Annotated in this window: 19 protein-coding genes; 7 read left to right on the forward strand and 12 right to left on the reverse strand. The window is 60.2% G+C overall.

The features are described 5' to 3' along the window. The 4 genes from K3166_RS11810 to K3166_RS11825 form a co-directional block, all read right to left on the reverse strand. Complete coding sequence (locus K3166_RS11810; protein WP_247714642.1) at window positions 1-3,408, reverse strand: CheR family methyltransferase; 3,408 nt, start codon at window positions 3,406-3,408, stop codon at window positions 1-3. Continuing rightward, window positions 3,405-3,956, reverse strand: coding sequence for a PAS domain-containing protein (locus K3166_RS11815; protein WP_221422404.1), 552 nt, complete (start codon window positions 3,954-3,956; stop codon window positions 3,405-3,407). Before K3166_RS11815 ends, K3166_RS11810 begins: the two co-directional genes overlap by 4 nt. 198 nt (window positions 3,957-4,154) lie before the next feature. Next, window positions 4,155-5,057, reverse strand: coding sequence for a fructose bisphosphate aldolase (locus tag K3166_RS11820; protein ID WP_425594565.1), 903 nt, complete (start codon window positions 5,055-5,057; stop codon window positions 4,155-4,157). 15 nt (window positions 5,058-5,072) lie between these two features. Next, entirely contained in the window at window positions 5,073-6,248 is a 1,176-nt protein-coding gene (locus K3166_RS11825; protein WP_221422405.1) for a DUF8173 domain-containing protein, read from the reverse strand. Window positions 6,249-6,483: 235 nt separating this feature from the next. On the opposite strand from K3166_RS11825, the gene K3166_RS11830 reads away from it, so the two are divergent. Continuing rightward, window positions 6,484-6,666 (forward strand): hypothetical protein, encoded by a 183-nt coding sequence (locus tag K3166_RS11830; RefSeq protein ID WP_221422406.1) that lies wholly within the window; start codon window positions 6,484-6,486, stop codon window positions 6,664-6,666. On the opposite strand, the gene K3166_RS11835 is transcribed toward K3166_RS11830, so the two are convergent. Further along, window positions 6,663-7,481: a universal stress protein gene (locus K3166_RS11835; RefSeq protein ID WP_221422407.1), complete on the reverse strand. Its 819-nt coding sequence runs from the start codon at window positions 7,479-7,481 to the stop codon at window positions 6,663-6,665. The two genes, K3166_RS11830 and K3166_RS11835, sit on opposite strands and share 4 nt — an antisense overlap. A gap of 163 nt (window positions 7,482-7,644) precedes the next feature. On the opposite strand from K3166_RS11835, the gene K3166_RS11840 reads away from it, so the two are divergent. Next, entirely contained in the window at window positions 7,645-8,010 is a 366-nt protein-coding gene (locus tag K3166_RS11840) for a hypothetical protein (protein ID WP_221422408.1), read from the forward strand. Here K3166_RS11840 and K3166_RS11845 read toward each other — a convergent pair. After that, complete coding sequence (locus K3166_RS11845) at window positions 8,007-8,642, reverse strand: response regulator transcription factor (RefSeq protein ID WP_221422409.1); 636 nt, start codon at window positions 8,640-8,642, stop codon at window positions 8,007-8,009. The two genes, K3166_RS11840 and K3166_RS11845, sit on opposite strands and share 4 nt — an antisense overlap. Further along, window positions 8,635-9,792: a sensor histidine kinase gene (locus K3166_RS11850; protein WP_221422410.1), complete on the reverse strand. Its 1,158-nt coding sequence runs from the start codon at window positions 9,790-9,792 to the stop codon at window positions 8,635-8,637. Before K3166_RS11850 ends, K3166_RS11845 begins: the two co-directional genes overlap by 8 nt. Window positions 9,793-9,996: 204 nt before the next feature. On the opposite strand from K3166_RS11850, the gene K3166_RS11855 reads away from it, so the two are divergent. The 3 genes from K3166_RS11855 (at window position 9,997) to K3166_RS11865 (ending at window position 12,392) form a co-directional block, all read left to right on the forward strand. Beyond that, window positions 9,997-11,109, forward strand: a complete 1,113-nt coding sequence (locus K3166_RS11855) for a L,D-transpeptidase family protein (RefSeq protein ID WP_221422411.1) — start codon at window positions 9,997-9,999, stop codon at window positions 11,107-11,109. Between the two features lie 105 nt (window positions 11,110-11,214). Beyond that, complete coding sequence (locus tag K3166_RS11860) at window positions 11,215-11,703, forward strand: Hsp20/alpha crystallin family protein (protein WP_221422412.1); 489 nt, start codon at window positions 11,215-11,217, stop codon at window positions 11,701-11,703. 245 nt (window positions 11,704-11,948) lie between these two features. Next, on the forward strand, window positions 11,949-12,392 hold the full coding sequence (locus K3166_RS11865; protein ID WP_221422413.1) for a DUF2267 domain-containing protein: 444 nt from the start codon (window positions 11,949-11,951) through the stop codon (window positions 12,390-12,392). A gap of 37 nt (window positions 12,393-12,429) precedes the next feature. On the opposite strand, the gene lptB is transcribed toward K3166_RS11865, so the two are convergent. Then, window positions 12,430-13,221, reverse strand: a complete 792-nt coding sequence (gene lptB / locus K3166_RS11870; RefSeq protein ID WP_221422414.1) for an LPS export ABC transporter ATP-binding protein — start codon at window positions 13,219-13,221, stop codon at window positions 12,430-12,432. Between the two features lie 284 nt (window positions 13,222-13,505). Between lptB and K3166_RS11875 the strand changes: the two genes are divergently transcribed. Both K3166_RS11875 and K3166_RS11880 read left to right on the forward strand, forming a co-directional pair. Further along, window positions 13,506-16,157 (forward strand): cation-translocating P-type ATPase, encoded by a 2,652-nt coding sequence (locus K3166_RS11875; protein ID WP_282098813.1) that lies wholly within the window; start codon window positions 13,506-13,508, stop codon window positions 16,155-16,157. A gap of 76 nt (window positions 16,158-16,233) precedes the next feature. Then, window positions 16,234-16,800 carry a CC0125/CC1285 family lipoprotein gene (locus K3166_RS11880; RefSeq protein WP_221422416.1) on the forward strand — a complete coding sequence of 189 codons (567 nt, stop codon included), beginning with the start codon at window positions 16,234-16,236 and terminating at the stop codon, window positions 16,798-16,800. On the opposite strand, the gene K3166_RS11885 is transcribed toward K3166_RS11880, so the two are convergent. From K3166_RS11885 to K3166_RS11900, 4 genes are all read right to left on the reverse strand, one after another. Next, complete coding sequence (locus K3166_RS11885; protein WP_221422417.1) at window positions 16,797-17,963, reverse strand: efflux RND transporter periplasmic adaptor subunit; 1,167 nt, start codon at window positions 17,961-17,963, stop codon at window positions 16,797-16,799. The two genes, K3166_RS11880 and K3166_RS11885, sit on opposite strands and share 4 nt — an antisense overlap. Further along, a complete protein-coding gene (locus K3166_RS11890) occupies window positions 17,963-20,326 on the reverse strand; it encodes an ABC transporter permease (protein ID WP_221422418.1) in 2,364 nt (787 codons plus the stop codon). Before K3166_RS11890 ends, K3166_RS11885 begins: the two co-directional genes overlap by 1 nt. Next, entirely contained in the window at window positions 20,323-21,063 is a 741-nt protein-coding gene (locus K3166_RS11895) for an ABC transporter ATP-binding protein (RefSeq protein WP_221422419.1), read from the reverse strand. Before K3166_RS11895 ends, K3166_RS11890 begins: the two co-directional genes overlap by 4 nt. Before the next feature lie 79 nt (window positions 21,064-21,142). Beyond that, window positions 21,143-22,177: a sodium:calcium antiporter gene (locus tag K3166_RS11900; protein ID WP_221422420.1), complete on the reverse strand. Its 1,035-nt coding sequence runs from the start codon at window positions 22,175-22,177 to the stop codon at window positions 21,143-21,145. Between the last annotated feature and the right edge of the window lie 9 nt (window positions 22,178-22,186).

A 22,186-nucleotide genomic window follows, 5' to 3' on the forward strand; every position in this document is an offset into this window, starting at 1 on the left:
CTACTGATCGTCCACGGTAAATACGACGCTGCGCAGATATCCGTTCTCGGTCATCTGGCCTTCAATCTTGCCAGACAGCTGACGCGCCGTAACTTCCAGCAAGCGGGTTCCGAAACCTTCTCCCGCACTTTGGTATCCGGTGCTCCCCTCTTCCTTCCAGGTCAGACTGAGATCGCCATCGTTCTTGGTCCAATCGACTGAAACCCTTCCTTCAGGATCACCAAGAGCGCCATACTTGGACGCATTGGTGGCCCATTCATGCAGGATCAGGGCCAGCGATGTCAGCTTGGAATTGGGCACCACTACTTCAGGGCCATCAAAATCCAGCTGCTGATTTTCGTGTGCCGGCGCGATGACAGTTTCAAGAAGCTCCCGTAGCATGACCGACCCACCTTCGGCGTGACGCGTGGTCAGGGAATGCGACCGGCCAAGCGCGTGGATCCGGTTGCGCAAGTCTTCCGCGAACTCGTCAAGATTGCTGGCTTCGCGTTTCGAGATCGCAACCATCGCGGCGATGACCGCGAACAGGTTCTTCACCCGGTGGTTCATTTCACGGAGCATGATTTCACGCTCGGCCAAGGTCTCTCGCTCTGCGGTGATGTCATAGGTGACGCCGATAAACTTGGCGCCTTCGCCGTTCACAATCCGGCGGCCAAGCCCGTGGAGGTAGCGGGTCGACCCATCCTTGAGTGGCAGCGTGAATACCTCGTCGAAGTCTTTCTCTCCGTCCATCGCCTGGCGTAGCGCAGAATTGACGCGGTCTCGATCGGTGGTGGGCAGTTTGGCGAGGATCGGCTCCATGGTGTCGCCTTGCTCTTCCGGGATTTCGAGCAATTCACGTTCGGTCTTGTCGAGGACCGTACGATCGGTGGAAGGTTCATATTCCCACACACCGATCCTCGCGACTTCCAATGCCAAACGCAGACGCTCGCGTTCCTCGCGCAGGTCGCGTTCCATGACCAGTGCATCGGTCACGTCGGTGAAGACGATCGTCGCACCGTCTATCTCGCCATCCATCTGGCGATAGGGGATGACCCGCCCGACATATTCGCGGCTCCCGTCCGAGAGCGTTGTTTTATAATCCTCGGACCGGCCCTGCGCAGAAGCGGCCCGCGCCATCCGCAGGTATTCCTGGTTCCTGAGTTCGGTCGGCAAAACGTCCAGCGAACGGCCTAGATCTCGGGTATTGATCGGGAAGATCCGCGTCGCAGCCTCGGTAAAGCTACGCAGGTTCAGATCGGCATCAACTACGAGCACCATCAGCTCTGTGGTTGCAAAGAAGTTTTTCAGATCGGCGTTTGCGACCGTGACCTGATCGATTTTCGTTTTCAGTTCGTCATTGACCGTAGTCAGCTCCTCGTTGGTAGACTGGAGCTCCTCGTTCATCGACATCATTTCTTCGTTGCTGCTCTTGAGTTCCTCGTTCGTGGTCTCAAGCTCTTCAACGGTCGAACGCAGCCGGTGCCGCGTATTCTGCAGCTCTTCTTCGAGGAACTGCAGCTGGCCATCGCCAGCTTCGAAATCTTCGAATTCGTCCGAATCGAAGGGTTGCAGCGCTCCGGTTTCGCGGATGACGACAAGGTATCCGCCCGGGGCAATCGGCTCGCACAGAACGGACGTCTTGATTAGACCGAATTCCGTGGTGATTTGCACATCCTTGGCAACGAGGCGGTTTTGCCCTTCGACTACCTTGCGCAGCAGCGGGCCGATAATCTCCCTGAAGCCCGGACGAGCGAGGGTGGGAACGTGAATGTTGCGTTCAAGGCGATCAGGAAATTCGAGAAAACGCCCGGCAGCGCCCCATTTCTGGAGCAGCAGACCTTCCTGGTTTAAAAGGAAGCTTACCGGAGAATATTTCTCCGCAAGCCTGCGCAGTGCAGCATTTTCCGTTGAGCCTGAATTGTTCGGCTCTGCTGCCGCGTCGGAACGCTCGCGGCGGCGCACATATGTCGGCGTGCTGTTCTTGGCGACGTTCAGGGTATAGTTGCTCTTCACATTCCTGCGGCGGAAAATGCGCGAACTCAGGTCGACTGTCTCGAACAGGTCTTCGAACCGCCCGATACCTTCCGAAGTGCCAAGGAAAAGGAACCTGCTGTCGCGCAGTGCAAAGTGGAACAATGGCAGGACGAGCCGCTGCAATTCCTCGTCGAAATAGATCAGGAGGTTGCGGCATGACACCAGATCGATCTTGGAAAAAGGCGGGTCGCTTACGACATTGTGCAGACTGAAGCGCACCATATCGCGGATCTGCGGCACAAGTGAGAAGGTGTCGGTTCCGCCGACGATGTAGTGGTGCTGATGAATGGCAGGAATGTCAGCAAGTGCTGAGATCGGATAAGTCGCGCTGCGCGCGATATCGAGCATCTTGTCATCGATATCGGTGGCAAAAATTTGCACATAGGGCCGCCTGCCTTCGTGGCGCATCACTTCGGCGAACAGCATCGCCAGCGTGTAAGCTTCCTCACCGCTCGAACAGCCTGGAACCCAGACCCGGATTTCCTGACCATCGCGCGCATTCCTGACCAACTGCGTGATGGCCTGTTCGCTGAGCGCATTGAAATCGTCCGCATCACGGAAGAACTGCGTTACGTTGATCAGCAAGTCCTGGAAAAGCGCCTGGCATTCATCGGCATCGGACCGGATACGTTTTACGTATTCAAATCCGTTTTCGATCGAAAGCACCTGCATTCGCCGCGCCACTCGCCGCACGAGGGTGGAGCGCTTGTAACGGGAGAAATCATGCCCAACCGCTTCGCGCAAAACCTCGCACAGCTCGTCAATGCGGTCGGCGACTACTTCAGCTGCATCCTCGGCCTCATCCGAGGGCGACCGGGAAAAGAAGTTCGAAACGACTTCTATAATGTCACCCGGTGATACGATGACATCGACAAGTCCTGTTCCGATTGCGGACACGGGCATCCCGTCATAGCGGGCGCTTTGCGGATCCTGGGCAACCGCCAGGCCGCCCATCTCCTTGATCGCGCGCAGCCCCCGACTGCCGTCCGCACCGGTTCCGGACAGAATAACGCAGGCAGCCATAGGGCCGCGGGCATTGGCAAGACTGTCGAAGAAATCGTCGATCGGGCGCCGCTGCCCGCGCGGATCGGAAAACTCGGTTAGTTGAAGAGTGTTGTCCTTGATCGCCAAGCCATGCGCTGGCGGGATCACGTAAATGTGATCGGCCAGCAATTCTTCGCCGCCTTCCGCCTGCGTGACATCCATGTCGGTATAGCGCTCGATCAATTGCGCCATCAGCGATTCGTGAGTCGGATCCAGATGCTGGATGACGACAAACGACATGCCCGTCGGTTCAGAATTGCTGCTGAACAATTCGCGTAGCGCCTCGAGGCCGCCTGCCGAAGCGCCAATCGCAACGACAGGCACGTTCTGTTCGGTTTTTGAATTCACGTATCGCCCCTTACATCCGACAATCGCATTTCCGCGATAATCGAATAGCTGGATGCTAGCTGACCGAATGTCCCCAGCATCACCATGCCCATCTCACCCGCCACCAATCGCAATTCGCGAATATCTTGTTGCAGAGCCATTTCATAAAGACCCAGAGCCTTGTCATCGTGTCGTACGATTTCGAACTGGGAACCCAATATGTACCTAATCTTCCCATCAAGTTTCAGTTTCGACATGTAAACCAAGTTCAAAAATGGCGCCCCGTCGGCCCTGACATTTGGGACAACGAACTTGCCTTCCGTGAGCTGGTCGTCTGCGATAAAACTGCGCATCCGCCCGCGTACCGGACCTGCTCCGCCGCTGGGCTGGAGGAACCGGCAGTTACGCCCAAGGGCTTGCTCGGCCGTGTATCCGGACATTTTGCAGAATGCTGTATTGACCCCGATCAATGGCGCATCATCCAGCCGCGCATCGGCAAGCGAAAGCGAGACACCGCTCTTGTCGAAAACATCGCCAAATCCGCGCGCAGGCTCGCTTTTATTATCCAACCAATACATGACGATGCTTCCTGCTCGCGCAAGCCCTTCAGACTCCAATATTTGCTCTATGCAAAACATCCCGCAGTCACAAGTGGCGCGCTCAAAGCAATATCTGTTGGTTTCTGGGGATAGGAACCGGTTGGTGGATGGTACGGTGCGAAGCAGGACCCTGCATTCTACATCTGCCTTCCCGGCAGGCGATGTGACTTAGACCACTTCTGGCTTCCTGGTGGAGGCCGCGTAAATCTCGTCAATCGCGCGAGCGAGCGTGCTGTCGAATTCCGCGTCACTCATCGAACACCGCAGATCCTGAAGGAGCGCCCGCGAGAAACTGGCAATCATCCCCTGGTTGCGTGCCAGCTCAGCACACGCTGCATCGCGCGAATATCCGCCTGAAAGGGCCGCGACGCGCGCGGTCCGGGGGTGATCGATCAGGGCGGCGTAGCTGTTTGGCCGTGCTGGAAGCGATAGTTTCAGGATCACCTTTTGGCCGGACGGGATGGTTTCAAGTTGCGCGTGCAATTCATCGACCAGCAGGAGGTCGCACAATTCGCGATCGCTGCTACCAAGGTGCACTTCAGGCTCGATGATGGGCAGAAGTCCATGGTCCAGAATACGCCTTGCGTGATCAAACTGCTGGCGCACCACCGCCTCGATGCCAGACCTTGAAGCGGCATGGATGAGCGAACGCATTTTGGTCCCTGCCATCCCCGAAGCCGAGGCTCTTTCTAGCAATCCGCCGAGCGTTGGGACAGGCTTCATGAGTTGAACGCCGTCGGCGCGCTTTTCCAGGCCCTGGTCGACCTTCAGGAAAGCAGCGATGTCCAGATCGCGAAGTAGCAACGGCACCGGCTTGTCACCGGCCATTCCTGTCATCGTCTTCTCGAACAGGATCGCACCGATGATTTTGCCCGAGGCAAAGCTGGGGGACATCATGATGCGGGTGCGCATCTGATGGATCAGCGCGAACATTTCGTTTTCGTCCGAATAAGCTTCGCGGCCGATCCCGTAGACTTCCAGCGCGCGCGGCGTCGATCCGCCGCTTTGATCGAGTGCGGCGATGAAGCCGGGCGCGTTCTCGATCTTTTCCATCATATGCGGATCGAGCACTCCCACGCTCCCGCCCTATGCGCTCACGGCGAGCGCCTTGCCGCCGCGGCTTGCCACCGCGCCGAGGCCAAACAGCAGCGCGAATATCCAAACCAGAACACCCAGGAAGGGGACAATTCCCAGCAACAGGATCACAAGCGCACCAAGCGTCGGCCACAGAAGTCGCGCGCCCCAGCCGGTTGCATCCGCTTCTGATTTGGTCGTCAGACGGCGACCTTCCACGCCGATAAAGAATGCCGTCGCAGCAACCGCCACAGGGGTGATGGCCAGGCAGATGGCGACGAGGAGCAACGCCAAAGGCACCCCGATAACGCTGGCGAAGAGCAACGTGATCAATACCGGTGTGCCGACTGCGATCAGGGCGCCGATGCCCAAACTCTGCCATGGCTGTCTCTTGATGAAGGATGCCGAGGATCGCATCAAACTCGGCACGGCAAACGCAATGGCCAGAACGAGGATTGTAAACCCCAGGATCGCCGCAAGCGCCATCATTCCGAACAGCTCGCCGGCTCCTCGCCCCCAGCTTTCGAATGCCGAATGTTCTTGCGCGGGCAGGACGCGGCGTTCGCCCGTCACCACCGCGCCGGGTTCGATCACGAGATTTTCGGTTTGATAGTACAGGTCCCCGCCAATTCTGGCTTGTGGTCCCAAGGTCACGGTCTCCCCGCTCAAGCGTGCATCACCGCCGACGCTGGAATTGAGATAGACTGTGCCGGCGCCTGCCCGAAGATCGACCGGAATTGGCGTTTCAATAACCAGTTCGCCCCCGGCAGCAACGGCAGAGCCGCCGATCTCAAAGCCGCGGCGAATAGCGACCTCGCCCCCGGCAACGACGATGTCGTCGGCAACGGAGCCACTTACCAACTCAAGCTCACCGCCGGCAGCGAACAGGTCGTCGATGGCTACATTTCTGATCGTAATTTCGCTGCCGGCGATGATCAGGTGATCCGCACTGGTCTGGTTGACTGTGACAGTCCCTCCGAACGCGAACACGTCGTCGGCCGAATTGACCTTGAGGTTGATGGTTTCGGCCGAAAAGAAAGACATGTCCGGCGCCTTTGCGCCTACGTCTATGGCCTCGCCGATTTCTCCCGTGATCTGCGTATTACCCCTCGTCGCGATAAGGGCTGCCAGCACAATCAGGGCGAGCACGAGCAATAGCCTTGCGATTGTCTTGATCTCGAAAAACATGGCTGCTCCTGTTCTTGGGGCGCCGTCACAAGGTTCGGCGTCCGGTCGATGCGCAAGTTCCCACGAGATGCGTCGGGGGGTCTTTACGGGATGCCCCTTAGCTATCGGTGCGATTGATGTGATCCACCGCGAAACGGGATGCAGCGCGCCCGATAGGTGGCTATACGTATCGTCAGCACGGCCACCGGCCTCAAGAACCGCGAACGGCAGTTTAACGCAAGGAAAGGCGACATCTATGGCGACCACACCCCCACACGAGCCAGATCGGATCGAGCCCCAGTCACCGCCTGAAACCCCGGTTCAGCCTGACGAACCTCAGCCCGGCAGGGAGCCGGAAATCATCCCAACGGCGCCAGATTTCGATGAGCCGGATCGTAGTCCTGACGAATTTCCTGCGCCGGATGCTGCCAGCACCTAGTGGCTCAACAGGAGCGGTATCGCCGGATCGGAAAGCATCTCGCGCGTGACCCCGCCAAGGACGCGTTCGCGAAAACGCGACCGCCCGTAAGCGCCCATTACTATGACCCCTGCCCTGCGTATCTGAGCGGCATCGATCAGGGTCGCAGCAATCGAGCCCTCATCGTTCAGGGCCAGCTCCGTGATCAGCGGCTCGATATCGTGACGGGCGAGGAACTTGGCCGCATCGGACGTCGTCAGCCGCCGGCTGTCCCGCGCTTTTGTCTCACGCACGGAGTGGATGTGGACTTCCGAGGCCTCTCGCAGGATCGGCAGCGCCGCTTGCAGCGCATGACCGCTTTCCGCAGAGCCATTCCAGGCGACAACTGCCGGGACTTGCATGGAGAACATCTTGGCCGATGACGGGACGACCAGCACAGGGGCCCGCACAGTGACCACGGTTTCAGTAGCGAGCCTTGACGGGTGTGCTGGCTCTCCCACCGGATTGCTTGCCCCGAGGACCACGATTTCGGAAAGCGGCGCGAGGTGATTGATCTCGTCGATCGCGTCTCCCTTTCTCCGCACCCAGTCCCACCGGACATCTTCGGTAGCCAGGCGGCTCTCAAGTTTCTCCTGGAACTGGTCGGCAGTCTCGCGGAAGGTGGCGGCCATTTCCATGGCCATCGAGAAATAGAGATCCCCGGGGACGCCAAATTCGTAGGGTACGGCCTGCAGGCAGGTGATGTGGCTGTCGAAGCGGCGCGCAAGATCAAGCGCAGCCTGAAACCTCGCTTCCATGCCGTCATCTTCGTGAATGTGGAGTAATATCGAACGCATGCCATTGCCTCCGTTGATTGGGAACTGGGCCCGACTGGTCCTAGGCGGAGGGCGCTGGCTCGAAATTACGCAAATGTCCTGAAAGCAAACCTCGGCAAATTCCGTATTCCCGGATCGCGCACCTGCCTGCACCATTGTGGCAGAAACGGAGATGCATCCCGGCATGAGCCAGTGGAGTCTCATAAAACTCGAATTGGACAGGTCAGCCAAATACCCGCTTGGATCTGTAAGCCGGGCCTATTTTATCCGCGCTCCGCTCGATGAAACGGGGTTGATCGACAATATGCGATTGTCCCGGGAGCCGCAGAGCGCGGCGGTCAGGAGGTTCTGGCCAAGCCAGCACGATTTGTCCGGCTATATCGTGAAGTCTACGAGCGGCTGGTATTTCCGCGATGCGGACGCAGCCGGTCCAGATGAATGGTTTGCCAGCATCCTGGACGCGTCGATAACGGCGGGCTCAGTGCTGGAAATTACCGAGCGCGACGGGACCGTTTCAACCTTCCGGGTCGCCGAGATCACGCCGTTCTAGTCTTCGTCCTGCTGCCGATCAGCCTCGCCCACCCCTGCCATGAACGCTACGCGGAGCAGGTCGGACAAGCTATGTACGTCGAGCTTCGACATCAGGTTGGCACGATGGATTTCGACCGTGCGCGCGCTGATCCCGAGATCATATCCGATCGTCTTGTTAGGCCAGCCCTTGACCAGCCCTTCCAATACTTCTCGTTCGCGGGTCGTCAGCGGCTGTAGGCGCGCCTGCGCTTCGTTCTTGGTGGTGCGCCATCGGTCTGCGTCATTGAGGCGCTGAGATGCCTCTTCGATCGCGGAAATCAGCTGGGGCTTGTCGAAGGGCTTTTCGATAAAATCCACCGCTCCGGCCTTCATCGCCCTTACCGCCAGCTCCACTTCTCCGTGCCCGGTCATGACAACTACCGGGAAAGTGATGCCGCGCTCGCCGATTTCGTCCTGCACATCCAGGCCGTCAGGGCCCGGCATGCGAATGTCCATCAGGATGCATCCCGGGTCCAGATTGTCGACCGTGCTCAAGAGCTCGGCTCCGCTTTCGAAAGTGCGGACCGTGTGGCCCGACGTGCGGAGCATGAACCCGACCGATCGCCTGATCGAGGGGTCGTCATCGACGAGGTAAACCGGATAATCAGTCATTCTCACCTCCGAAATTCGCGCTTTTCAACGTGAACGAGAATTCAGTCCCCCCCAGCTCGGAAGGCCGGGCCCAAATCTTGCCGCCATGCGCGTTGATGATGGTCTGGCAGATCGAAAGGCCAAGCCCCATCCCGCTTGCCTTGGTGCTGACAAAGGGATGGAACAGGCGCTGTGCCACGTGGGGGTCGAGCCCGGGGCCGCTATCGCTCACGGAAATGCGGACCATGCCATCATCGTGACACGCGCTGGTGACCCGCAAACGCTTGTTTGGGGATCCCTGCATCGCCTCGAGGGCGTTCCGTATGAGATTTACAAGGACCTGCTGGATCTGGATTGGGACAACCAGAACGCTCTCACATTCGGGAGCAATCTGGCTGGAAAAGTCCACGTCCCTCCCGTCCCCGTTGACCAGCGCGAGGGCAGTGGCAGAGTTCACGATGCGCCTCAGGTTGTCGATCTCAGGCGTGATATCTCCGTGAGAGATAAAGTCGCGTAACCGGCGAATGATTTCGCCCGCACGAAGCGCCTCGCTGCGGCATTTGGACAGGGCGTGCCGGACATCGTCCAACCCATCCATCGCCGCATCATCGAGCATATCGCTCGCTGCTGCCGCATAGTTTACAATAGATGTGAGCGGCTGATTGAGTTCATGCGCGATGGAACTGGCGAGACTTCCCATCGATGAAATGCGCGAGACATGGGCGAGATCAGCCTGAAGCGAATGCATCAGCTGTTCGTTTTCCCCGACGTTGGTCAAATCCTTGATGAAGCCGGCGAAATACAGCCTGTCACCGAACTTCATTTCTCCGACCGTAAGCTCGATTGGAAATGTATCTCCGTTGCGGCGGCGAGCGTTGGTCACGCGCGCCGTCCCAATCATCCTTTTTTCCCCGGTATCCAGGTAGTGGGCAAGATAGCCATTGTGAGCCTCGCGGTCGGGCGACGGCATGAGCAGGCTGACATTTTCGTTGCGAACTTGCTCTTCGCTATATCCGAACATTCGCTCGGCACCCGTGTTGAAAGACAGGATCCCCCCCGCTTGATCGATCACCACCACCGCGTCTGGAACGACGTCGGTCAGCCCGTGGAGGTCGTCGAATCGACGAAGCATCCGGTTGGTCACTCGGCTGTTTGCAGGTAGCTCTTTCATAGGTCATGCCAAAGAAATGGAACGGCCTCCTAATCAGTTATTGCGGGAGCGGCGAGGTTCAAGGCTGCGATAGTTGTGTTCCGAAATGTGTACTGGCGTTACGGTAAATACCCTATTTTCCAGCACTGCGCGACCACTACGGCGGGTAGGATGCGCACTCTATTTTTTGCCATAACGCTCGCTCTGCACTTGCCCTGCGCTGCCTTGGCCAATTCCCCTGCGAACTGGCGGCCCGAGCAGGTTGAAAACCTTTCTCACTGGATTGATCGTGCTGCAGATTCGGCGATCATCCTCCCGAAGGATGCGGGCGAGAATCTACGCGCTGCCATCACCGCGCAATCTCAGGGTGATCTGGATCCGGTCGCCAATGAAGCCGCGCTCGAACTGCTGCGCGCCTACCACGGGCTTTGCTGCGGTCCCGTGCGCCCGCGCAATTGGCATATCGGCCCAACGCCCAATGACGATGAATTGCGCCGCCTCCTGGCCGATGCCCTGATCGAAGACCGGCTCGATCTGTTCCTGCGCAGCATGCAGCCCCGGCATCCATACTATCGCCAGCTTTCGCTTGCCTACGCGAGAGAGCAGGACGGCGCGAAGAAACGCGTGCTGGCACTAAATCTGGCGCGCTGGCGCTGGATGCCGCGCACTCCGGGACAGCGCTATCTCCTGGTTAATGCCGCAAGCCAGGAAGTTACACTGTGGCAAGCAGGCGAACCTATCCAGCGCTGGCGCACGATCGTGGGAAAGCCGTCGAGCCCGACACCGATCTTCTCGGCCGAAGTATCGGGCGTGGTGTTCAATCCCTGGTGGGAGATCCCCCCGAGCATCGCTGCGGAAGGGATCGCGGCGATGGTCCGCCGGAACCCTGCCTTGGCGCGTCAGCGCGGCTATGTGTACCGCAGTGGCCGTTACCGGCAGAGGCCGGGCGACAATAATGCGCTGGGCAGGATGAAGCTGGTGATGCCGAACCCCTACAGTGTGTTTTTGCACGACACCTCGAACCGCGAGCTTTTCAGCTCCGACGAGCGGACATTGAGCCACGGGTGCGTGAGGGTCGACCAGGCGCTGCAATTTGCTTCCGCCTTGCTCGAACCCGGTGGCTGGACGCAGGCCCGCACCGACGAGACTGTCGCTGCGGGAAAAACCGTAACCATTTCCCTGCCCGAACCGCTCCCGGTTTACATCGCCTATTTCACGGCCGAGCCAGGTTCCTCCGGCACGGTCAAATACCTCCACGATGTCTATGGGCGCGACGGTGACGCAGCGCTTCCGGAAGATGTCCTGACGCGCGAATGTGCGCTGCCGCCGAGCTGCTGAAACCTTCCGCCGAGCAAGGCTCTACATACGGAAGTTTGCGTATCGCAGAGCTGGTACGCGGCCGATAATTTCATCTCACGAAATCCACGAATGAAGGACTCGGAAATGGTCAATCAAACTCTCACAGCCCCCACAACGCGTATCGAGCCGAGCTTTGCCGAGCGGTTTATCGAGCCGCTCAACAAGATGCGTACCGGCGTGGATCACCTGATCGAAGATCTCCCCGCACGCTGGTCGGCATTCCAGTTTCCCGCAGCGCCAGCCATCGAAATGACAGAGACTGATAAGCTCTACACAATTTCCGCAGAGGTCCCGGGGATAGCCAGCGAAGACATCGAATTGCAGATCGACCGCGACACGCTCATCCTCAAGGGCGAGAAGAAGGAAGAACGCCGCGAAGAAGACTGCGATTATGTCATCAGCGAAAGGGCCTATGGATCGTTCGAACGGCGCATTGCCCTTCCTCAGGACGCGCTGACCGACCAGATCGAAGCCGAAAGAAAAGACGGCCTGCTGCGCATATCAATTCCGCGCAGCAAGGATGCCAAGTCGGCGAAGAGGAAAATCGAAATTCACACCCATACCAATAGCTGAATTGAGCTGCCTGCTAAGTCTCGACTCCCGTCCCCGCAGAGCAGCTCAGTAGAGCGGTGCGCAACCCGTCGACCGCTCAAACGGAGCCCCCGGTGTCCCCTAGGCACCGGGGGCCTATTCATTACCGGCAGCCAATAGAGGCCCAACCTGTTTTCGTCAGGAAATGCGGGGGTTCCCTTAGTGCGCTCCCATTTAGCCGGACGTAGCATGCCATTCTTCTCGACAGCGAAGTGAAGGAAATTGTCATGAGCACCACTGGCCTGGAAGTCTTCGACAAGACTTTGCAATCGACACATACCTGGCTCGACGAGATAATGGATCGCATCGGCCCCGACCGCACCTTGGCATGGAAAGTGCTGTCGACGGTATTGCAGGCTCTGCGCGACCGTCTGCCGATCGAACTGGCCGCTCACTTTGGCGCGCAATTGCCGCTGCTTGTCCGCGGCACCTATTATGCCGGTTTCGATCCCTCGAAACTGCCCGCCAGCTGGCACACTGCAGAAGAATTCCGCCAACATATTTCCGCCGGCCTTTCGGATGCCCGAACAGTGGGCGCCAGCGACGCGATCGATGCGGTTATCGCTGTCCTCGACCGCCATTTATCTGCTGGCCAGATGGACAAGGTATACCGCGCGCTTCCAAGGCAGATACGCGGGCTGTGGCCAGAGTACCAAGGTTCGGACGTCTGACTGTATCCGGCCCCCGCGCGGCCGCCCGCGTGGCGGATCAGTCATCGGCGCCAAGATAGTGTTCGATCACGATCGGATCGCGGAGCATTTGGTCCGGCGTTCCTTCAAATATCACCTCGCCTTCGTCGATGACGCACGCATGATCGATGAGTTCGAGCATAACATCGACGTTCTGGTCGGTTAGCAGGACGGCAATCCCGCGCTTTTTCATATCGAGGACGAGTTCCTTGATATTGGCGATCGTCAGTGGATCGATTCCGGCAAAAGGCTCGTCGAGAAGCATGAGGGCGGGATCCAGCGCGAGCGCGCGTGCGATCTCGCAGCGCCGCCTTTCCCCGCCCGAAAGCGCCGTCGCCGCCGTATCGCGCAGATGCTTGATATCGAGATCTCTCATCAGCTCCTCCACACGCGCGGCTTGTCGTTCTGCATCCGGCTCGACGATTTCGACCATTGCCCCGATGTTCTGCGCCACCGTCAGCCCGCGAAAAACGGATGGCTGTTCAGGCAAGTATCCCATTCCCATGATGGCGCGGCGATAGAACGGAAGGCGCGTTATATCCTGCCCGCGCAGCATGATCCGCCCGAGATCCGGCTTCAACAGACCGAGCACGCAATAGAAACTTACCGTTTTCCCCGCCCCATCGGGGCCGAATAGGCCGAAGATTTCGCCCTCCCGGATCTTGAGGGAAAGACCCTTGAGGACGGGACGCTTTCCAAACGTCTTGAACAGGTCAATCGCTTCGAGAATTACGGGTGCCTGGCGAGCCATGGCGATCGGATCGATAGCAGGTTTCGCCTCGGCTGCTGGCTCGGCGCTCTGCTTGTCCATTGCCGTTGCTTGCCTTTCAAACCGGTTGTCACAGGTGCAAATGCGGCGCGATGACCATATCGGCCTGCCCTGACCCGGCCAGACTGCGGGGCGCATTGTAGAACTGCCATCCGGAATGCCCCCTATCGGACGGTTGCCCCCCGCTGCGAAATGCCGGAGCCAGCCAAACCCCGTATGGAGAATTACTGATAGCGAGCGCCCTTCTCTTCTCGCAGGCTGCGGCCCTCACCCGGGGGAACATCCCATGACCGAAACTGGACACACGGCCGCGGAGAAGACATTCGATCGAGAATAATCGCCTCGGGGCCAATCAGGCCTGGCACGCACGCACTGCTGCCGAAGTGTTTGTGCAGCAGGACACCAGGAATGGCGGCCTTACCCAAAGCGAAGTCGATGAACGCCTGTCCGAGTACGGCCCCAACTTGCTGCCAGAGGTCCGGCGAGCAGGCCTGATCGACATATTTGCGCGCCAGTTCGCCAACCCGCTGATCTATCTGCTCATTGTCGCCGGCGTTCTTTCCCTGGCCATCGGTGACCGGTTGGATGCCGTGTTCATCTTCGGCGTCCTGACAACCAATGCTCTTGTCGGCAGCTATCAGGAATACAAGGCCGACGCAGGCGCGCGCGCACTGAGAAACCTGGTGCCCCAGGTGGCCCGTGTCGTCCGCAATGGGGCCGTGCAAGAAATCTCCGCTGCAGAGATAGTGCCCGGTGACATCGTCGAACTGGAAAGCGGGATGAAGGTGACGGCCGACGTGCGCCTCGTCGATGCGCACGGCCTCCGGATCGATGAAAGCTCGCTCACCGGGGAATCGATGCCGGTCCTGAAAGACGCCAATCTCCTGCTTGATGCCGAGACCGTTGCAGGCGACCGGCTCACGATGGCGCACGCCGGAACTGTCGTGGTGGAAGGCCGCGGCAAGGGCATCGCGGTTGAAACAGGCGCCGCGACATTGCTGGCGGGGATCGGCTCGATGCTGTCCGACACTGCCCGAAACGCAGCTGAAACGCCGCTGGTCAGAAAGATGGCAAAACTGGCGCGGCGCATTGCGGTGGGCACCGTCGGATTGATCCTGGTGCTTGCCGCATTGCTGGCACTGCAAGGCGATGGATGGCGCGAGCTCCTGTTGCTGGCCATCGCGCTGGCCGTTGCAGCGATACCGGAAGGACTGCCAATCGCCGTGACCGTTGCCCTTTCCGCGGCTGCAAGCCGCATGGCTCAGCGCAACGTTATCGTCCGGTCGCTGCCGGCGGTCGAGGGGCTCGGATCGTGCACCCTTATCGCCACAGACAAGACCGGGACGCTGACTTTGAACCGGCTAACCGTGAATCGAGTAGTGCTTGCCGACGGGACGAGTGTCGAACGCCAGCAGTGGCTCGACGGGATGATGCGCGATGGCCTGGGCGAGATCGGCCGGGCAGCAGCTATTTGCAACGAAGCGCATCTGACCGACACCGGCAGCCCGGTCGGTGATGCTGTCGATATCGCCCTGTTGGATCTGGCGCACGAGACCGGCAACGAGCCCGAGCAGTTGCTGGGGATCGAGCGCCTTGCCATCATGCCATACGAGCCTGCGGCCCGCTTTGCTGCAGTGGAAGCCAGATCACCCGAAGGCAGTCGCCTAGTGGTCAAGGGCGCTCCGGAAACAGTGCTCGCCATGTGCGCAGAATGTCCTGAAGATGCGCTCAATATTGCCGAGAAAATTGCAAGCGAGGGTTACCGTGTGCTGGTGCTGGCCGACGCAAATTCGGCATCAGCTGCCGGGCCCATCCATGACCGGTTGCATGGCCTGAGGCTGCTGGGCTTTGTCGGCCTGAGTGACCCACTTCGTCTGGGCGTTGTCGAAGCGGTTGCCCGCTGCCTTCAAGCAGGAATCTCGGTTCGGATGATCACGGGAGATCACCCGACAACGGCCCTCGCCATTGCGCGGCAACTGGGCCTGGATGCAGAGGCCGCAAATGTCGTGACCGGGTCGGAGCTGGCCCGGCTCGATCCCGAAAGCGATGCTTTCACACACGCCGTGAGCGAGGCGGAAGTATTTGCACGGATCGAACCTGCGCAGAAGTTGGCGATCGTAAAGGCGCTCCAGCGCAGCGATCATATTGTCGCAGTAACGGGTGACGGCGTGAATGATGGCCCCGCTCTGCATGCTGCGGACATCGGCGTTGCAATGGGCAAAGGCGGGACCGATGTCGCCCGTGCGGCCTCGGACCTGGTCATCGCTGACGACAATTTCGCGACAATTCTGGCGGGTATCGAAGAAGGGCGCGTGACCTTCCTCAATGTCCGCAAGATCGTGATTTTCATGCTGGCCACCGGACTGGCGGAAATTCTCATGTTCATCGGCGCGCTGGCTTTCGGGCTACCCATGCCGCTTACCCCGGTTCAGCTGTTGTGGCTGAACATCGTCACAAACGGTCTGCAGGATGTGACGCTCGGCTTTGGCAAAGGCGAAGGAGACGAACTGCAAAAGGCCCCGCGGCGCAAGCTGGCTACGCTGGTCGATCACGAAGCCATCATCCTGATGCTTCCCGGGACCATCGTGATGACAGCGGCAGCCGTCTGGATCATGGCCGACCATCTTGCGGCAGGGGATAGTGTTGATGAAGCCCGCAATACCGTGCTGTTTATCGTGGTGCTTTTCCAGAATGCCTTCCTCCTCACGGTTCGCAATCTGCACATGCCTTTCTGGAGGTGGCATCCGCCGGAAAACGGATGGCTGTTTGCCGGGCTCAGCACCGCATTGGTGCTTCACATCGTGGCCCAGCACGTGCCGCTGACGCAGACCATGCTCGGCATCAGCCCGGTTGGTGCCGAAGTGGTCGCGCAAGGGCTTGGCGCCGCCCTGCTGGTCCTCTTTTCCACCGAAGCTGCGAAGTGGTGGCTGGCGCGCAGGCGAAGCGCGCCTGTCACCGGAACATTACCTATGGCGTGAGAGCTGAGCCGAGACAAAATGCAGGCAGCTCAATTGCTTGAGGAGAACCCTGATGCAGCGATCAATTAATCGGGTCATGACAGCCGCACTCGCCATTTGTGTCCTGGCAACGACCGGCTGTGCCTACAGCAGCACGCCGTACCAGCCGGTTTCTTCGTCAAACAGGATTTCGGGCGGGTACAGCGATGAACGGCTCAGCGAAAACCGCTTCAGAGTGTCTTTTGCCGGCAATTCACTGACCTCGCGCGAGCAGGTCGAGAGCTACCTGCTGTTCCGCGCCGCCGAACTGACGCTTGAGCAAGGCCGCACCTGGTTCGTGATCGAAGACCGGGTCGTCGAACACGAGGTCGAGCGCAGGGTAATGGCTGACCCCCTCTACGATCCCTGGTATGGTTCCTATTACGGTTACTGGCGCCCTTACTGGAGGTATTACGGGCCGCGCGGCTGGCGGGCATGGTACCCCTATTACGGCCATTCCTTCTGGACCGACCACGTCGATGTCCGCGAGGTCGACCGGTTCGAGGCGATCGCCGAAATAAGGCTCGGCGATGGCCCGATGCCCAACGGCAATCTGCGCGCCTTCGATGCGCGAGAAGTGATTGCCCGGATTGGCCCGCGCGTGAAATATCCCGGCGACGATTAATCGCGCGGAGTTGCGCGGGTACCGTCCGCGATGTTGCCCGAGGGGTTGAGGATGACCCGCTCTCCCTCTTGCAAGCCACCGAGAACTTGTGCGAAATCCTCGTTGATGTAGCCGACCTCGATATCCCGCAACTGCGCCTTGCCGCCGTTCTCGACGAACACCTGCCAGCCGCCTTCCGGTGCCCGGAACAGCGCGCCCACCGGCACGCGAACGACTTCATTCTCGCTCCAGAGGATCACCGTGGCATCGACCTGGTACCCGTGGCCGAGCCGCGCAATGCGCTGGGCGGCAGCGGGCTCGAAATCGATGATCACATTGACCCGCTGCTCCTCGATGCCGAGCGCGGATATCTTGAGCTTCCCGAAGGGTTCGATCCGGCGCACCCGGCCTGGCAGTGCATCCTCACCTCCCCAGCGGGTTATCTTCACAGCATCACCCGGTTCGATCTGCGCCGCCTCCCTGGAAAGTAGGTCTGCAACCACTTCGATGCGCGCGGGATTACCGATTTCAACCAGCGCTGCTCCCTGTGTGACCACGCCTTCGCTTTCGACAAGGCGGCGCAAGACCACTCCGCTTTCAGGCGAGCGCACTGCCACAGCGCCGCCCGACGGCAGGCCGGACGCAGCAGGCTCGGCCAGCAGGCTTTGCAGTCGGCGGGTTTCTGCGCGCGTTCTGGCCAGTTCGCTGCGGGCCGAGGACGCAGCCGCACGCCGGGCGTCGAGCTCTGCCTTGGCCAAGAAGCCGCGATCCGCCAGCGCCTCGGCCCGGCCAAGATCCGCCTCGGCTAGCCGCAGCGCCGCAGACGCGCTTGCCTCGCCCGCGCGCGAACCCGAGATCGCATTGGCAATTTCCGCGCGGCTACGTTTGTCGAGTGGCTGGGACGGGATGCCCGCCATGCGCGCAATTACCGTCTGGCCGGCCACCACCTGATCGCCGGGCTCAAGTTCGATCCGCGTTACATACCCGGTCACGGGGGCCGTCACGGTGTAGAGGTCATGCACACGGGTCACCCCGTCATCGGTCAGTCCGACTTCCATCGGCCCCTGAGTGACCGAACCAAGGTCGACCGCCTCTGCCTCCGGCCAGAAGCTGTAGGCAAGGCCCGCCACCAGCAGCGCGGCGATGATCATGGCCCAGCGCCAACTCTTGATCCGCGCCCACATCAGTCGCGCGCCTTGAGGACCCGCACCATGTCGAGCCTTGCAACGCGGCGCGCCACGATCAGCGCGGTTGCACTGGCCGAAGCCAGCACCACCAGCGTCGCGAAGCCATAGCTGGACCTGTTGGGTGCAAAGGGAAGGCGGAAAAGATCCGAACTGAACATGCTGACCATCAGCTGGGCCAGCCAAAAGCCGGTTACGCACCCGAACGGAACGGCGATCGCAACCAGCAGGGCCAGTTCTCCAAGCAGGACGATCCCCACTTCACTGCGATGATAGCCGAGTACCCGCATCGTCGCGAGTTCATGCGCGCGTTCGGAAAACAGAATGCGCGCGCTGTTGTAGACCACGCCGACAGCGATGGCCGATGCGAACGAGATGTAGAAACCCATCATCGAAATGATATTTTCGTCAATTATCTGTTCGAACAGTTTCATCGCTGCGTCACGCTCCGTCAATCCGAGGACCTGGGGCATTTCGCCCAGTTCGATGATGAGCCGGTCGCGGTAAAGCGGATCGATCAGCAGGTTCGCGCTGCCGACCGGCGTGCCATCGCGGGTGAGGCGGGACAGGGCCTCGCTGCGCGCATATGCGCGGGTTCCGATGAGTTCGTCGATGATGCTCGCGACTGTCAGCGTGGTCCTAGTCTGGCGCCCGCCCAGCAATTCCACCTCCGCGCGGTCCCCCGGGGCGAGCGCGAGCTTGGTTGCCAGCGGCCTGCTGAGCATCAGGCCCGCGGCGGGCAGCGGGACTTCATAGCCGTCGGCGTCGACCCGCACAGTCAGGCGGTCGTCGCTGCCGGCCGCCTCTATTCCGACCCGCTCCGACCGGGCACCATTGCGCAGAACGACCGGAACCGCGCGCGCAGGCTCGACCCTCAGAACGCCCGGAAGCGAGGCCAGCTCAGTCAGGACCTTTTCGTTCTGGGGCTCGATGAAGGTGACGGAGAGATCTTGGCGCTGCGCGCGGAAGAAGTAGTTGTCCAGCATCGCGCGCGACCCGTCGATAAACTGAATGGTCGCGAACAGCAGGCCGAGCGACAGGGCAACGCCGCTCACAGTCACTGCCGAGCGCCCGGGCCATCGTGCAATATGGCGAACGATCATGCTCCCGACGGCGGAAATTCCTGCCCATCGCCCCAGCTTCTCGCTCATGCCCGCACGGTAGATTGGCGGAGGCGGAGGAGACATTGCAACGGCCGGGGTCAAGGCGGCCGCCGCTCGGACACCGCCGATAGCGCCGATGCCGGCTGATCCAAAAGCCATGGCCGCGCCGGTCGCGAAAACGCTCGCGGACACCTGATAGTAGAGGAAGGGGAACCGGTAATATTCGGCATATTGCTCGGTCATGGAACGTCCCATCCACCATCCGACGGAGGAACCCAGCACGATGCCGATCAACGCGACTGCGATGGCAAATTTCAAATAGTGCCAGCCGATCTCTGCATTTCCGTAGCCGAAGGCCTTCATCAGCCCGATCTCTTCGCGCTCGGTCCGGATGATCCGGCCAAGCACAACATAAACAAGGAAGGTGGATACCAGCAGGAAGATCGGCGGAATAATGGTGGTCATCGCCTCCAGCTGATCGAGTTCACTGTTGAGGAAGGCGTTAGACAGGTGGTCTTCACGGCCAACTGCACCGGTGCCGCCATAAGGCCCGACGATCGCATCGACATGGCGGATAACTTCCCGCTCGCTCGCACCGCGCTCCAGCTTCAGCGATAACGCGTTGATCGCGCCCGTGTGACCGGACGCAGCCTCAAGCGCTTTCTCGCCCATCCAGAAGATCCCGAATCGTCTCGCATCGGGGACCAGTTCGCCCGGCGCAATCGACCAGATGTAATCCGGTGCGAGGCCGATCCCGACCACCTTCAGGCGAATCCGGCTACCGTAGATAATGGCATCGATATGCGCGCCCAGGCCTATTTCGTTGGCATCGGCGAAGGCCTTGTCGATCACCACCTCGTCGCTCTTGTCGACCACGGGGCCGCGCCCCCTGATCACTACCAGCTGATTGAGTTTGCTATGCCCGCCTGCACCGACCGAGTTGATGAGCGCCCGCACCGGTTCGATCCGGCCCGGAAATTCAAGCGTGGCAAATTGTTCTATCCGGCCTTCTGCAATGGCCGCGCCGTCGATCGCCTCGACCCGCTGCACGATGCTGCGCGGGGCGCGGGTCATGCTGACGAAGACGTCGGCATATTTGTAGCGATCATAATAGGCATCACGTGTCTCGGTGAGCGAGTGGTGCACACCCATCGCCATCACGAAGGTCGCCATCGCGGCCCCGATCACCAGCCCGATCGCCAAGGCCTGTCCGCGCAAGCGCCACAGATCACGCATCAGCTTGGTATCGAGCGCTCTCACCAGACCATCTCCGATGCGGAAATGCGGACGTCATTGGTCTGGATCGACGCGATTTGCCCGTCGAGGAAATTGAACACCCGGTCGGCCATGGCGGCGATCCCGGCGTTGTGGGTTATCAGGATCAGCGTCGTGCCGAGTTCGCGATTGGCCTGCGCCAGCGTCTCGAGAACCCTGACCCCGGTTGCGCTGTCGAGCGCCCCGGTAGGCTCGTCGCACAAGAGGACGCCCGGCCGCTTCGCGATGGCGCGGGCCACGGCCACCCGCTGCTGTTCGCCGCCGGAAAGCTGGGCCGGGAAATGGTGCCGCCGGTCTGCTAGGCCGACCAGCTCCAGAGCATCTTTCGCCGGCATGGGATCATCTGCGATATCGATAACCAGCCGCACGTTCTCTTCGGCAGTCAGGCTGGGAATGAGGTTGTAGAACTGGAAGATGAACCCGATGCTGGCCCGGCGAAACCGCGTTAGCTCGGCTTCGTTCAGCGCAGTGAGTTCGGTATCGCGGTACCATAATTGACCTGACGTGGGTCGGTCGAGCCCGCCGATAATATTGAGCAGCGTCGACTTGCCGCTTCCCGACGGGCCCAGCAGCACGAGGATCTCGCCGGCCTTGATCTCGAGGTCCACGCCGCGCAGGGCATGCACCTGGGTTTCACCCGTGATGTAAGTCTTTTTGAGCGATTGCCCGACAAAAGCGGTTTCGCGTCTTTTTGACGGCTTCGTATCGACCGCATCTGACATTATCCGACGATAGGCAAAGGGCCCGATGCGCGCGCTAAGGGACTATCCTTAGTTGCAGGCAGGCCCCTGAACTTCGCGGTCAATGACCTGGTGCAGCACCGAGCAGGAACGCGAGGCCGGCACCATACACGACAATCACTGCGAGCGAATCTTCTCCCATCCTCAGAATGGTTCGATCACGCCGTTCCACCAGTCCGAGCACGAAAACGCCGGACATCAACAGGGCAAGAAGCGCTGCCATCGCCTCGAACGGACCTGCCAGCCCAAGCACCGGCGGCCCGCTCGAGACAGCGTCGATGATCAGGATGAACGAAAAATTGAAGAGGTTGGACCCGAATACTTCACCGATTGCCAGTTCGTAGCGCTGGTGACGAATGGCGCCGATAATGGCCGAAAACTCGGGCAGCGACGTTGCGGCCGACACGAAGAGAAAACCCATCAGGCTGCCGCCGATCCCGGTCTGCGTGGCGATGCGAGCCGCCGTTGCTGCGAGCGTCGCCCCTGCAACCATGATGATCGCTGCCAGTATCGACAACCAGAGGAGCAGTGTGCGCCAGCTGATCTCACTCTGCTTGGCAGCCTCGGCGAAAGCCCGTTCCGGCTGGTCGATCACTTGCCACATCGGCCGCCGTTCCGTGCGATCGGCGATATGGATCGACGCAATAGAGGCGGCAAAAATTATGGCTGGCCATAGATAGGGTCCGCCTATGGGTGCGCGGCCATCGGAAGTGATCGCCGCAATGATAAGCGCAAGGACCATCATCCCCGACACGCCCTGGATCAGCGTGACCGGCCGCGCCACGACCGAGGTCAGCGGTCGCGGTCCCAGCAGCATGTCGGCAATTGCAAGCAACAGAACATTGAACGCCGCGCTGCCCAGGACGTCGTTCATTGCAAGCAGCGGAGCACCGATGGCCGCTGCGGTCGTCGCTGTCGCCAATTCAGGCAGGGATGTAATGCCGCCAAGTACAAGCAGCCCGGCAAACCCTTGGCCCAGACTTGTCTTGTCACTGAGCGCCACGACGAAACGAGGCAGGCGCGTGCCCGCCCACCACACCGCGCTGGCGGCAAGGCAGAAGCCGATGATCGGTGGCGCGAGGGTAACTCCGCTCACCGCCCGTTT

It is taken from the genome of Qipengyuania psychrotolerans (assembly GCF_019711355.1).
Classification (GTDB): Bacteria; Pseudomonadota; Alphaproteobacteria; order Sphingomonadales; family Sphingomonadaceae; genus Qipengyuania; species Qipengyuania psychrotolerans.